The 13,512-nt window shown below is 61.9% G+C and carries 12 protein-coding genes; 7 read left to right on the forward strand and 5 right to left on the reverse strand.

Annotated elements, in window-relative coordinates; all coding sequences use genetic code 11:
- Window position 1 precedes the first annotated feature (1 nt).
- Window positions 2-748 carry a Fe-S cluster assembly ATPase SufC gene (gene sufC / locus B0D78_RS07005; protein ID WP_078016265.1) on the reverse strand — a complete coding sequence of 249 codons (747 nt, stop codon included), beginning with the start codon at window positions 746-748 and terminating at the stop codon, window positions 2-4.
- Between the two features lie 481 nt (window positions 749-1,229).
- Between sufC and B0D78_RS07010 the strand changes: the two genes are divergently transcribed.
- The 3 genes from B0D78_RS07010 to B0D78_RS07020 are packed head-to-tail and all read left to right on the forward strand — an operon-like array spanning window position 1,230 to window position 5,204.
- The gene (locus B0D78_RS07010; protein WP_120372240.1) at window positions 1,230-2,030 is read left to right on the forward strand and encodes an amino acid ABC transporter ATP-binding protein; all 801 of its coding nucleotides are present in this window, start codon (window positions 1,230-1,232) and stop codon (window positions 2,028-2,030) included.
- Window positions 2,030-3,595: an ABC transporter substrate-binding protein/permease gene (locus B0D78_RS07015; RefSeq protein ID WP_078016267.1), complete on the forward strand. Its 1,566-nt coding sequence runs from the start codon at window positions 2,030-2,032 to the stop codon at window positions 3,593-3,595. Before B0D78_RS07010 ends, B0D78_RS07015 begins: the two co-directional genes overlap by 1 nt.
- Before the next feature lie 49 nt (window positions 3,596-3,644).
- On the forward strand, window positions 3,645-5,204 hold the full coding sequence (locus B0D78_RS07020) for an ABC transporter substrate-binding protein/permease (RefSeq protein ID WP_078016268.1): 1,560 nt from the start codon (window positions 3,645-3,647) through the stop codon (window positions 5,202-5,204).
- A gap of 251 nt (window positions 5,205-5,455) precedes the next feature.
- Here the strand turns inward: B0D78_RS07020 and B0D78_RS07025 are convergent, their stop codons facing one another.
- Window positions 5,456-6,349 (reverse strand): LysR family transcriptional regulator, encoded by an 894-nt coding sequence (locus B0D78_RS07025; RefSeq protein WP_078016269.1) that lies wholly within the window; start codon window positions 6,347-6,349, stop codon window positions 5,456-5,458.
- Between the two features lie 149 nt (window positions 6,350-6,498).
- On the opposite strand from B0D78_RS07025, the gene B0D78_RS07030 reads away from it, so the two are divergent.
- From B0D78_RS07030 to B0D78_RS07045, 4 genes are all read left to right on the forward strand, one after another.
- Window positions 6,499-6,882 (forward strand): helix-turn-helix domain-containing protein, encoded by a 384-nt coding sequence (locus B0D78_RS07030; RefSeq protein WP_078016270.1) that lies wholly within the window; start codon window positions 6,499-6,501, stop codon window positions 6,880-6,882.
- Window positions 6,854-7,309 carry an ImmA/IrrE family metallo-endopeptidase gene (locus B0D78_RS07035; RefSeq protein ID WP_078016271.1) on the forward strand — a complete coding sequence of 152 codons (456 nt, stop codon included), beginning with the start codon at window positions 6,854-6,856 and terminating at the stop codon, window positions 7,307-7,309. The genes B0D78_RS07030 and B0D78_RS07035 overlap by 29 nt, the downstream gene beginning before the upstream one ends.
- Window positions 7,310-7,348: 39 nt before the next feature.
- Window positions 7,349-8,350 carry a PDZ domain-containing protein gene (locus B0D78_RS07040; protein WP_078016272.1) on the forward strand — a complete coding sequence of 334 codons (1,002 nt, stop codon included), beginning with the start codon at window positions 7,349-7,351 and terminating at the stop codon, window positions 8,348-8,350.
- A 201-nt stretch (window positions 8,351-8,551) separates the two neighbouring features.
- The gene (locus B0D78_RS07045; RefSeq protein WP_078016273.1) at window positions 8,552-9,424 is read left to right on the forward strand and encodes a MurR/RpiR family transcriptional regulator; all 873 of its coding nucleotides are present in this window, start codon (window positions 8,552-8,554) and stop codon (window positions 9,422-9,424) included.
- A 69-nt stretch (window positions 9,425-9,493) separates the two neighbouring features.
- Here B0D78_RS07045 and B0D78_RS07050 read toward each other — a convergent pair whose 3' ends face one another.
- The 3 genes from B0D78_RS07050 to cobA form a co-directional block, all read right to left on the reverse strand.
- Window positions 9,494-10,873, reverse strand: a complete 1,380-nt coding sequence (locus B0D78_RS07050; RefSeq protein WP_078016274.1) for a cobyrinate a,c-diamide synthase — start codon at window positions 10,871-10,873, stop codon at window positions 9,494-9,496.
- Window positions 10,874-11,079: 206 nt separating this feature from the next.
- Window positions 11,080-12,060, reverse strand: a complete 981-nt coding sequence (gene hemB, locus B0D78_RS07055) for a porphobilinogen synthase (protein ID WP_078016275.1) — start codon at window positions 12,058-12,060, stop codon at window positions 11,080-11,082.
- Window positions 12,057-13,508 carry a uroporphyrinogen-III C-methyltransferase gene (cobA, locus tag B0D78_RS07060; RefSeq protein WP_078016276.1) on the reverse strand — a complete coding sequence of 484 codons (1,452 nt, stop codon included), beginning with the start codon at window positions 13,506-13,508 and terminating at the stop codon, window positions 12,057-12,059. The genes hemB and cobA overlap by 4 nt, the downstream gene beginning before the upstream one ends.
- Window positions 13,509-13,512 lie beyond the last annotated feature (4 nt).

The following is a 13,512-nucleotide window of genomic DNA, read 5'->3' on the forward strand; positions in this document are numbered from 1 at the left end:
CTCACCTGCCGAGAAAGCGTTCGAAACCGTGGGCGCCGATCTCGTCGACCAGCTCCGCGCCGCCGGAAGCGACGAGCCGCCCCCGAACGAGCACGTGCGCGGCGTCGACGCGCAGCGACTCGAGGATGCGCGCGTTGTGCGTGATGATCATCAGCGCCGCGTTTTCGTCCTTCTGATATTCGCGGATGCCGGCGGAAACGACGTGCACCGCGTCGACGTCGAGCCCCGAATCCGTCTCGTCGAGGATGGCGAAGGACGGCTTGAGCATGAGCAGCTGAAGGATCTCCGCTTTCTTCTTCTCGCCGCCGGAAAAACCGACGTTCAGATCGCGGTCGGCGTAAGACGGATCCATGTGCAGGACTTCCATCGCCTTCGCCAGATCCTTGCGGAAAGCTCCAAATTTGACGCGCTCGCCCGTGCACTGCTCCAGCGCCGTGCGGAGAAAACCGCTCAGCGCCAGCCCGGGCACTTCCAGCGGCGCCTGAAACGACAAAAACATCCCCGCTTTGGCGCGCTGCGCCGCGGATGTTTCGGTCACGTCCCGGCCGGCGAAAAAAATTTTCCCCGTGCCGACCGTATAGCGCGGATCGCCCATCAGCGCGTACCCCAAGGTCGACTTGCCGGCCCCGTTCGGCCCCATGAGGACGTGCGTCTCGCCGGCGTTCACCGTCAGGCCGACGCCGCAAAGGATCTCCCGGTCCTCCACGCGCACGGTCAGGCGATCGACTTTCAACAGTTCTTTCAACATGGAACTCCCCCATTGATCTCGGATTGTCACGATAAACCTATTATATCAATATGTTTTCCCCGACAAGAATAAATTCCTATAAAAAAGATCGGCAATGATTTTTACGCAACGGGATTCCCGCCGCGGAAAATTCTTCGTCGCCTGTTTCCGCAAAGTCGTCCGAGGTGAAGCGAGCGATATGAAAGAGCCCTTTGCGCGTTTTCGACAAAATGAAGCGAAACTTTCGACGAACTTTGCCTGATCAATCGTCCGCTTGAAAAAATTCAGGCCTTGTCAAAGGGGGAAATCACCCTATAATTATTATGACCTCGTCCTCGTGACGAGAGACTCCACTGCCGGCCATCCCAGCGCCGCGCAGTTGGAATACGAAGGGGCGAAAACTTTTACACAAAAAAATGCCGGACCCTGTGGGAGCAAACCGGCGCAGGCTATAGGGAGGACGACGGCTTCATGTCCGACCTGTAACAGGAGGATGAGACTTTTGACCAACGCGGCTGTACCGTTGATCCAGGTGAAAAACCTGCGCAAGAGTTACGAAGACGGAGCGACCATTTTAAAGGGAGTCTCCATCGACATTGAAGAAGGGGACCTTGTTTCCATCATCGGCCCCTCGGGCTGTGGCAAATCCACCTTTCTCAGGTGTTTGAACTGCCTCGAATACATCGATTCCGGCACGATTTCCATAGCCGGCGTAACGGTCAGCCGTTCCACTGAGGACGAAGAGAAAGACCGGGATTTCGACAAGAAGTTCCTCGACGCCTGCCACAAGATGCGTCAGGAAGTCGGAATGGTTTTTCAGAGTTTCAATCTCTTCCCGCACAAAACCGTTCTTGAAAACATCATGCTGGCCCCGATGGTGGTCAAGCATGTCAAAGAAGAGGACGCCAAAAAACAGGGCCTTGAACTGCTCGACAAAGTCGGCCTGTCCGATTTTGTCGACAAGTATCCCGTCACCATGTCGGGCGGGCAGACCCAGCGCGCCGCGATCGCCCGCGCGCTGGCCATGCAGCCCAAGGTGATGCTGTACGACGAGCCGACTTCGGCGCTCGATCCGGAGCTGGTCGGAGAAGTCCTTCAAGTCATGAAGGATCTGGACCGCGACGGCATGACCCAGGTCGTGGTCACCCATCAGATGAACTTCGCCCGCGACGCCTCGGACTACATCGTCTTCATGTACGACGGCGAAATCGTCGAGAAAGAAGACGGCGACGTCCTCTTCACCCAGCCCAAGGATCCCCGCACGCAGAACTTTCTGCGCCATCTCAACGGAGTGAGCTACTGATGAAACGGCTGCGTACTCTTCTCTGCGCCCTGCTGGCGCTGCTGGCCATCGTCTCTCCGGCCCTGACGGCGGATCAGCCGATTCTGAGGTGGGGCGGCGATTCCGAGGGCAACGTGCCGTACATGTTCATGGATCCCCGCGACGACAAGATCATGATCGGCTTCGAGATCGACATCGTCAACGCTCTGGCCGAACGCATGGGGATGACGCCTCAGTTCGTCCACAACGGCTGGGACAATCTGATCCCCGGCCTCAACCTCGGGCTGTACGACATCGCCCTGAGCGGCCTGGAGATCACGCCGGAGCACAAAGAAGAAGTCGATTTTTCGCTTCCTTATTACAAAACGTTCCTGCAGCTGGTCGTTCAGAGGGGCAATCCCGTCCGCATCAATTCGTTGGAGGACTGCGTAGGCAAACGCGTCGGCACGCTGAAACAATCCTACGCTTTTTTCACGCTGGCCGATGCCGGCGTGGATGAGATCCGCACCTACGACAACGAGATCAACGCCTATCAGGACATGGCCCATGACCGTCTCGACGCGGTGCTGATGGATTCGCCGATCGCCATCTTCTACGCCGGTTTCAACACGGATCTGGAGTTCGTCGGCGAGCCGATCGGCGAGATCAGTTACGGCATTCCCGTGCGCAAGGGCGAGACCGAGCTGCTGGCCAAACTGAACGCAGCGCTGGTTTCCATCCGCGACGACGGCACGCTGCGCGGCATTTACGACCGATGGAACATGTGGACGCCCGTCATGGCAAAATTCTTCAACGACGATTCGCCGGCCCGCTTCGGCCCCGACAAATTCAATGTCTGGGCGGAGTATCAGCGGCAGGGCATGACGCTGAAACAGCGCTTCGAACGCTACATGGGTTTTCTGCCCACGTTCGGCAAGGCCGCCGTCGTCACGCTGGAAGTTTCGGTCTGCGCGATGAGCCTGGCCATCGTGCTGGGGCTGCTGCTGGCGATCACGCGCCTTTTCGCGCCCAAACTCCTCTCCCGTCTGGCGACGGCCTACATCGAGGTAGTGCGCGGCACGCCGGTGCTGATCCAGCTGTTTTTCATCTTCTACGGTCTGCCCAACATCGGCATCAAACTGTCGCCGTTCATGGCCGGCGTGATCGGCCTGGGCATGAACTACGCCGCCTACGAGGCCGAAAACTACCGCGCCGGATTGATGGCAGTGCCGCGCGCTCAGATGGAAGGGGCCCTCGCCTTGGGTATGGACAAACGCCAGGCGCTGCGCTACGTGGTCATCCCCCAGGCCGTGCGCGTCTCGCTGCCGCCGGTGACCAACGATTTCATCTCGCTGCTCAAAGATTCGTCGCTGGTCTCCATGATCACGCTGATCGACCTGACCAAGGCTTATGGTCAATTGGCGAACACTTATTACGATTATTTCGGCATCGGCATTATGGTCGCCGTGATCTACTTCCTGTTGGGGCTGCCCTTTGTGCGTCTGGCCCGCTACACCGAACGCCGCCTCGCCGTGGCCATCCGCGGCAACCGCTCTGGAAAGCATGGCCGCGACGCGACGCTGCGCCCCGCGAGCTATCACAATTAATCTTATTCACGTACCGCCATCTTCCAGAATGCGAGGTTGATACTACTTCATGAGAATCAAGCCGAAGATAGGCGTCATCGTGTTCGCGACGCTGCTTTCCGCTTCATGCTCTTTCGCCGCCGAGTTCATGCCCGACACAGTGTTGAGATGGGGCGGCAACTCCGAGGGCGGAGTGCCCTTTATCCTGTACGACCCTTCCGAGCCCGAAAAACTGACGGGCTTCGAAACCGAAATCGCCGAGGCGCTGGCGGCTGAAATGGGATTGAAACCCCAGTTCGTGCAGAACGTCTGGGACATCCTCATCCCCGGCATGCAGCGCGGTCTTTACGACATCGCCATCAACGGCATCGAGGTGACGCCGGAGCGGCAGGAGATGATCAACTTTTCCATTCCCTACTACGTCACCTACCTGCAGATGGTCGTCCCCAAGGGCAATCCCGCCGGCGTCAGCAACCTCGAAAACGCGCGCGGCCACACGATCGGTACGCTGCGCGGCTCTTATGCCTACGAGACGCTGGCCAAGGCCGGCATCGCCGACATCCGCAGCTACGAAAATGAAGCCACGGCGTACCAGGACATGCAGAACGGCCGCCTTGACGCCGTCGTCATGGACGCCCCCATGTCGATCTATTATTCGCAATTCAATCCCATGTTCGAGTTTGTGGGCGAACCGATCGGCCGCATGGAATACGCCATGACGATCCGCAAGGGAGAAGAGGCGTTTTTAAAGCGCGTCAACGAGGCGATCGTGACGCTGCGCGACGACGGCACGCTGCGCCGCATCTACGACCGCTGGAACCTTTGGAACCCGCTCATGGCGGAATACTTCAACGACGACCGTCCGGCGCTCGAGAGACCCGTCATGTACGAGCATTGGGCGGACATCCAGCGCGGCGCGCGCAGCTGGCCGGAGCGGATCAAACGCTACGTCGGCTTTTTGCCGTCGTTCGGCCGCGCCGCCGTCGTGACGCTGGAGGTTTCCATCGCTTCGATGGCTTTGGCGCTGGCCGTCGGCCTCTTCATCGCCGTCTGCCGCCTCTTCGGCCCGCTGCCGCTGCGAGCGTTCGCCACTTGTTACACGGAATTTATCCGTGGAACGCCGGTGATGATCCAGCTGTTTTTCATCTTCTACGGACTGCCCAACGTCGGCGTGCAGCTCTCGCCCTTCGTGGCCGGAACGCTGGCGCTGGGGCTGAACTACGCCGCCTACGAGTCGGAGAACTACCGCGCCGGGCTGGAAGCGGTGCCGCGCGCCCAGATGGAAGGCGCGCTGGCGCTCGGCATGACCAAACGAGAAGCGTTGCGCCACGTGATCCTGCCCCAGGCGATCCGCGTTTCCCTGCTACCGATGACCAACGACTTCATCGCCCTGCTCAAGGACTCCTCGCTGGTTTCCATCATCACGCTCGTCGACTTGACTCGCACCTACGGGCAGCTGGCCACGGTCAACTACGACTACTTCGGCACGGGGTTCATCGTCGCGGTCATCTATCTGCTGATCGGCACGCCTTTCGTGCGCATCGCGCGCAAGCTGGAAAAGAAGCTCAACGTCTCCCTGCGCGGGCGCCGCGTCTTCGCCGTCCACCGCGCGGCGAATTACAACGAGTGATACTATTTCTTATTAAAAAGTCGAACGCGAGGGCGCTGCGGGAGAGATTCACAAAGCGAGCTGCGCAGACCGTATAGAGTGGTCTGCGCAGCTCGCTTTATCGATCTTCTCCACAATGCTTCTTCGGAGATCGTCCAATGTTTTATCGCTCGGGTCTGCCCTTGTCTTCTCGGCTTCTTCACGATACCCCTTGTTCTCATTGAGGACAAACGGGCGGCGACGCCGGGGATCGCCGCAAGTCTTTCGCTCTTCTACTGCGGCTGACTCAACTGCTGTTGTTCGGCTTTCTGGATCAGGAAAGAGATCAACACTTCCACGGCTTTGGTCTCGCACAGGCCGTAGACGAGATGAAAAGCGCGATACACTGCCGGTTTGAAGGTCAGCACGGCGACGGCCGGCGAGGTTTGGGCGGCGAAACGCGAGACGATGCCCGCTTCGGCACCGTTAGCGACGGCGTTGACCACGCCCATGGTGTGACCGAACTGCAGCTCCGGCTCTTTGAAAGTGCCCGTGCGGCTCTTGTAGATGCGCTCCCACGTCTGCCGGCTGCCCGAGCCGGAGGTGCGTCCGACGAGCTTGAGCCCGCCGATTTCTTCCATGGGGATGTATTTTCTCGCGGCGAGAGGATGATTGTGGTTGACGATCAGCACCAGCTCGTCGTGATAAAAGGGCAGGCTGGTGAAACCCGGCAGGCTCCGGTCGGAGCCGATCACGGCAAGATCGGCCTTTTTGTCGGAAAGATCCTCGAGCGCCGACTGCGAATCGCCTTGCGTGACCTGTACGCTCACGCCGGGATGTTTTTCCATGAACTCCACGAGGATCTCCGGCAAAATGAAATCGCCGGGGATGGAACTGGCGCTGATGCGCACCGTGCCGTAAAGTTCCTGAGAGATCTCGGCGATCTGGATCCGCGCTTTCTTGCGGGTATCCAGCATCTTCAGCGCCGCTTTGTAGAGCACCGCGCCTTCCGACGTGAGCGTAGAATGTTTATGGCCGTTGGCGAACATGGAAGCGCCCATTTCCGCTTCGATGCGGGCCACGCGTTTGCTCACCGCCGGCTGCGAGACTCCCAGAGCAGCGGCAGCGGCGGATATGCTTCCCTTTTCCACGATGGAAACGAACGTCTCCAACTCCTTGAAATCCATGCAATCAGCTCCCTTGCCGTCAAAGTCTATAAATAAAAAGAATGAAGTGTCAGGGACATTATACATGAAATTCGCCGTTTGGGGTACTTGTCAACAGAAATTTATTGTAGTATAGTACGTGTACACTAATCAACAGGGAGGTCTTTTTGATGACTCTAGGTCTTCGGATCCGCACGCTTCGCAAGGCGCTCAAGATGACGCAGCAGCAGCTCGCCGACGCGACGGAAGTCAGCAGGATTTACATTCAGGCGCTCGAGAGCAACCGCCGCAGTCCTTCGATGAAACTGCTCCACCGTCTTGCCGACAGGCTCGGCGTGGAGACCTCGGACCTTCTCGAGGAATTTCCTCGCGACACCGGCGGTCGTCTGCAGCTGGAAGAGCTCTTCGCCGGTCCCAAGCCGATGGAAATCTGGTACCGCAGCCACAAGCTCTCCGAAAAGGACGTGCACATGGTCCACCGGCTGATCGACGCCGCTCTGTCGGATTGGGAAGGCGAGCCGAAGCGTGGCAGATCGAGAAGAGCGAGAGATTAGCGCGGAGGAGGATTTCGTTTTTCCGCCGCCGCCCCGGTACATCGAGCCGTCGATCCTGAAAGAGGCGGCGGAGTGGCAGGGATTGGACGAGTTCGACGCGCTGGCCAAGCTGGAAGAGCGCGTTTCTCTCGAGGTCGAGACGGCGCGCGTGCCGATGAGCCCCGACATGTGGGGTTTCACCTACACCAATCGCGAGCTGCGCCGCTGCCGCATCCACCTCAACAGCCGCCTGCCCCGCTTCTGGCAGGGCTTCGCCCTGTTCCACGAGATCCACCATCTGCTGCACGACAGCCGCGGCTGCTACTTCTGGTCGCAGACCAACGCCAACATGAACGCCTACGAATATCAGGCCGACCAGTTCGCCTGGGCCGTGCTGATGCGCGAGTGGGGCGAGGGCGACGGGGAGAGCGAAGAGTTCGGCAAGTGATTTTCCGTGGGAAAAAGATCAAACTGAGGAGGCCATTTTATGAAAAAGATATTTCCGTTCCTCTGCGCTTTCGCGCTGGCGTCGTCCGCCGCCGCGGGTTTCGCCTATAACATCGACGTCACCGTCGGCGGCGTCAGGTACACGGGGCGTACGTTCGGCAACGGCGTCGAATACCGCGTGGGCGGCAAAGTCGTCGGCTACGCGAAGACGATGGGCGGCGTGCTGACCTACACCGCGCCGAACAACGCCACGCTCGGCACCGTGCGCAAAGTGGGCAACTACTGGGAATATCGCGACGCCCGCAACGCCCCTATCGCCCGCGTGGAAGAGCTGGGCGGACGCCACACTTACAAGAGCGCGAACGGCAGCGTCATCGGCTACGCCGTGCCGCTCGGGGGCCGCACCGAATACCGCGCCGGCAACAACGCCACGATCGGCAGCGCCGACACCAACACGCTGCCGTTCCGCCCCATCCCGCTGGAGAATTATCTGAAACGGCAAAAGAAAGCGCCCGCCGATGGCGTCTGCCTGACCCGCGTCATCAAGCTGACGCCCGGCGGGCAGGCGATCGGCGCGGGGCTGCAGCCGGGCGATTTCCTGATCACCTTCGCGGGCAAGGATTGGACGATTTTCGACCTGCTGAACGCTTCTCATGAAGTAATGCATCCTAAAGTCGCTGAAAAGGTCAAATCGACCCGTGAAGACGACCATCTCGTCATGATCGTCTACCGTCCCGTCCCCGGCGAGCGCGACCACGCCGGCGGCGCGATCATCGCGCTGGCGCCGATGAACCCCGGCATGAAAGGATATACCTACACCACGGCGGCGAACTGCGAATATTACACGGTCGCCGGATCGAAAAAGTATGCCGCCGAGATCAAGGCCATCTATGAGCGCTGGCTTGAACAGGAAAAAGCCAAGGCGGAACAGCCCGCCGGCGCTCCGGAGAAGTCGCCCGAAGACGGCGGCGCGGCCGGGAAAAGCTCCGCTTTGAACGCCGCGCTTCGTGTGCTTGAACTGTTGGCCGCCATCCTTGGCTGATCCATCGAGCGAAAAAGGGGAACGCCGGAATTTTTTCGGTGCTCCCCTTTTTCGCGGCGTCTGGGGCGATTGCGACGCTTGGCCGGGAAAGGACAATCTCCATTTGATCGATCGGCGGATTTTCGCCGTTGACGGGCGGCGTCGCTTTTTGTAAAATATTAATGTACTTTTGTTTATTAGCGATGAAAGAGGTGTTATCCATTGGAAGCGAATAAATTGCAGGAACTTCTGCGCAGCAATCTGGACTCGATGCCCTCCAAGGCGCGCCGCGTCGTCGAATACCTTCTCACTCACATGCGCGAGGCGGCCTTCGTCTCCATCGGCGACGTGGCCGAGCAGCTGAACGTCTCCAAGGCGCAGCTCGTGCGCGTGGCGCGCATCCTCGGCTTCACCGGCTACGCCGACCTCAAGAGCGCGCTCAAGGAATCGGTGCTCGAACAGGTTAATCCCGCGGCGATGCTGGCCCGCGCCATGAGCGAAGAGGGCGATCTGTCGGAGCGCATCCGCCAGATGGAACACGCCAATCTCGAAGACACGTGGAACCGCCTGCGCGTCGAAGACGTGCGCGCGTTCTGCGAACTCGTCAAATCGGCCGAGGGCATTTACTGCGCCGGCTGGAGCATCTCCGGCATGATGGCCGAATGCCTGCACAGCCGCCTGCGCGAGTTGGGGCTGCGCGCCCATCAGATGTACCCCGGTTCCGGCTGCCTGACGCTGATCGAGCAGGCCCGCAGCGTCCGCAAAAGCGACCTGATCATCGCCTTCGACCTGCCCAGCTATTCGGTGCTGCTCACCGAGGCGCTGCAGCGGGGCCGGCGCAACGGCGCCAAAATCGTCACCATCACCGACAGTCCCGCCGCGCCGATCTGCAGCGACGCCGACCTGTCGTTCTTCGTCAGCGACAACAGCCCCACCTTCGGCAGCAGCCTGATCGGACCGTTGTTTTTGATCCACATCCTCACCTCGCGTCTCTCCATCGACATGGGCGACGACGCGATGAACGCGCTGGCCGAGCAGAGCAAGATCCTCCGCGACGAGCGCCTGTACCATCCCGTCTACTCGCTGCGGTATTGATTCTTTTTGAATAAAAAAATCCAGCCTGAACGGCTTTTCCGATCGGAACAGCCGTTCAGGCTGGATTTTTTATCGGGAGCGGGCGAAGCGTTCACAGGCGTCCACAAAATTGCGGGCGAGCTGCGGGCTGCCGGCGAAGTGCAGGTGGAGATACGAGGCCAGCACGTTCGCACTCGCGTAACCGGCGGCATACGCCGCACCGGTACGCTTTTTGACGAAACGCCAGGCGGCGCTCGCTTCCGTCCCCTCGTCGGGCTGCACCGAGGAAAAATGGAACTCGTGGCCGCGCACGACGGTTCCGGCGGGACAGAGTACGGTGTCGCGCAGAGCTGTGGCCTCGACGTAGCCGACGGTCTGCAGCTTGGAGTTCATGCGGCACGCGGCGGGGATCAGGCCGGCCATGGCGAATGCGCGCCCTTCGAAATCGGTCAGCGAGCGCGTCAGGTACATGTAGCCGCCGCATTCGGCGTAGATGGGCATGCCGGCGCGGGCCGCCGCGGCAAGTTCGCTTTTCATCGCGTCGTTGGCGGCGAGACGTGCGGCGAACATCTCCGGGAAGCCGCCGCCGAAGATCAGGCCGTCCGCGTCGGGAGGCTCCTTGTCGTCGAGCGGGCTGAAGAAGACGAGCCGCGCGCCGGCGTGCTCCAGTTCGGCGAGGCTTTCCGGATAATAGAACGAAAAGGCCTTGTCGCGCGCCACGCCGATCACGGCCCGGCGATCCGCCGCGGGCGGGACGGGACGGGGAGAAAATTCCAGCGCCGGCGCTTCCGCGGCGATCCTCAGCAGCGTCTCGAGATCGACGGAACGTTCCACGCACTCGACCAGCGCGTCGAAGTCATGTTCCCCGCTTTCTTCCGCGGGCAGCAGGCCGAGGTGCCGTTCCGAGACGGCGAACCGTTCGTCGCGTTTCAGAGCGCCCAGCACGGGAATACCGAAGCGGTCCATGGCTGCCGCGATCATGTCGCGGTGCGCGTCCGAGCCGAGACGGTTGAGGATCACGCCGCAAAAGTCTACGCCGCGGTCGTATTCGCGAAATCCCAGCGCCAACGCCGCGGCGCTGTCGCCCATCGACTTGCAGTCGATCACCAGCGCCACGGGGGCGCGTAGCTTTTTGGCGATCTCCGCAGTGCTGCTGACGCCGCCGCGCCCGCCGTCGTACAGCCCCATCACTCCTTCGACGACGGCGAGATCGGCTTGCGAAGAGTTTTCTGCGAACAGGCGCTCCATCGCCGCCTCGTCCATCAGCCAGGTGTCGAGATTATGCGCGGGGCGTCCGCTGGCCTGGGCCAGATAGCCGGGGTCGATGTAATCGGGGCCGATCTTGCAGGCCTGCACGGCCAGGCCGCGCTTTTTCAGGGCGGCGAGGATGCCGCAGGTGAGCGTTGTTTTGCCGCAGCCGCTCTGAGTGGCGGCGATGACGAGACGGGGGAGCTTTTTCAGCGCGCTCATGGTCGTTCACTTCCTTTCGCCGAAGCGCTCCCGCTCCGGCCTATGCTGTCGCTATAGCAAACGCACCGTAAAACAAGATCTCCCACGGAGGCACAAAGGCTCGAAGAAAAGCAGAAGAGAGACATGAGGGGAAAGTACCTTTCCCATTTCAATCTCCGCGTCGCCGCTTCTCCGCGGCGGCTGTCGTTCAAAAATTTCCGGCATTCCTAGAAGGTAACGCGCCCTTCTTTGAGCCAGCGGGCCAGGTCGAGGGCCGAGTAGGTGACGATCACGTCGGCTCCGGCGCGCGCCAGGCTGTACGCCGCTTCGGCGACGGCGCGCGATTCGTCGAGCCAGCCTTTGGCGGCCGCGGCCTTGATCATGGCGTACTCGCCGCTGACGCAGTAGGAACCGACGGGCACGGGGCTGATCTCTTTGACGGCGCGCAGCACGTCCAGGTAGAGCAGGCCGGGTTTGACCATGATCATGTCGGCGCCTTCTTCGATGTCGAGTTCTGCTTCCTTGAGTCCCTCGCGCGCGTTGCGCGGATCCATCTGGTAGCCCCGGCGGTCGCCGAAGGCCGGCGCGGAGCCGGCGGCGTCGCGGAAGGGGCCGTAGAACGCCGAGGCGTATTTGACGGCGTAAGAGAAGATGATCTTGTCCTTCATGCCGGCGGCGTCCAGTCCGGCGCGCAGGGCGGCGACGTGGCCGTCCATCATGTCGGAGGGAGCGACGACGTCGGCCCCCGCCGCGGCCTGGGAAACGGCGATGCGCGTCAGGTACTCGAGCGTCTCGTCGTTGTCCACCTTTTCGCCGTGAAGGATGCCGCAGTGGCCGTGCGAGGTATATTCGCACATGCACACGTCGCCGATGAAGGTGATCTCGGGAAAAGCTTTTTTGCCGACGCGCAGCGCCTGCTGGATGACGCCGTTCTCGTCCCACGCGCCGGAGCCGGTCTCGTCCTTGCGCTCGGGCAGGCCGAAGAGCAGCACGGCTTTGACGCCGCAGCGCGCCATCTCTTCGAGGACGAGCGGGAAGGTGTCGGGGCTGTAACGTTTCTGCCCGGGCAGCGAGGGGATGTCTTCGACGATGCCGCGGCCTTCGCGGATGAACACGGGGTAGATGAACATATCGGCGCTGAGGCGCGTTTCCGCGACGAGGTTGCGGAGCGCCGGGGTCTGGCGCAGTCTTCTCGGTCTGACGATCATGATCTGCCATCTTCTTTCAAAGTATTGATAAGGTCTTCCAGCGTCGCGCGGGCGGCGACGCGGATGTTTTTCAGCCCCAGCCGTTCGGCTTCGCGCGCGGTCTGCGCGCCGATGCAGCAGGCCAGCGGCGCTTCCAGTTCGGGGCAGGCTTTTTTGAAGCCGCGCACGGTGGAGGCGCTGGTGAACAACACGGCGTCGACATTTACGGGCTGAAACGGAGCCGCGAGCGTTTCGGTTCGGTAGAGGGGCACTTCGCTGAAATCGACGCCGCGGGCGCGCAGCGTCTCGGTCAGCTCGGGCGAGCCGTCGAGCGCGCGGAACAGCAGCGCGGAGCCGCCTCGGCCGGCCAGTTCTTCGGCCAGATGGACGCCGTCGTAAACGGCGGGGACCAGATCGGGGCGGAGCCCGCGCTCGCGCAGCGCCGCGGCTGTGGCGGGGCCGATGGCGGCGATTTTGGCCGCTCCCAGTTCGCGCACGTCGCGCCCTTCCGCGGCCAGACGCGCGAAGAAGCATTCCGCGCCGGTGGCGCTGGTGAAACCGACCCAGTCGTAGCCGTCCAGCGGCGGCAGTTTCGTCTCCAGCGGCGCGGCGGCGATGCAGGGAAATTCCACCACTTCGGCGCCGAGGTCGCGGAGCATCCGCGACAACCGTCCCTGACGGTTGGCCGGGCGCGTGACGAGCACTTTTTTGCCCCACAACGGCAGTTTCTGCCGCCAGGCGAACCGCGACGCCAGAGCGGCCGCGGGGCCGACAAGGATGACGGCCGGCGCGCGCAGCCCGAAGTCGCGGGCTTTGCGTTCGAAATCGCCCAGAGTCCCGACGAGCGCGCGCTGGCGGGCGGTCGTGCCCGATTCGACGGCCGCCGTCGGCGTGTCGGCGGCGAAACCGCGCGCCAGCAGCTGCGAACAGATCTCCGCAATAGCGGCCGCGCCCATCAGAAACACGAGCGTGCCGTTCAGCCGCGCCAGCGCGTCGTAATCCTGCGCGGCGATGCCGCCCTCCTTGGTGTGGGCGGTGACGATGTGCAGCGAGTTGGCGAGGCCGCGGTGCGTGACGGGGATGCCGGCGCACTCCGGCGCGGCGATCGCCGAAGCGACGCCGGGCACGACCTCGTAGAGGATGTCGTGCGCCAGCAGCGCTTCGATCTCCTCGCCGCCGCGGCCGAACAAAAACGGATCGCCGCCTTTGAGGCGCACGACGTTATGTCCATTCAGCGCTTCGCGCACGATCAGAGCCTCGATCTCGCGCTGCGGCACGGGGTGGCGGCCGCCCTCCTTGCCCACGTCGATACAGCGCGCGGTGCGGGGCATGAGCGCCAGCACGCCGTCGCCGACGAGGCGGTCGAAGATCACGACTTCGGCGCGCTCCAGAACTTCGCGGCCGCGGCAGGTGAGCAGCCCGGGATCGCCCGGACCGGCGCCGACGAGCCAGACTTTGCCGACGGACATGAGA

Origin of the sequence: Pyramidobacter sp. C12-8 (assembly GCF_002007215.1) — a bacterium.
Classification (GTDB): Bacteria; Synergistota; Synergistia; order Synergistales; family Dethiosulfovibrionaceae; genus Pyramidobacter.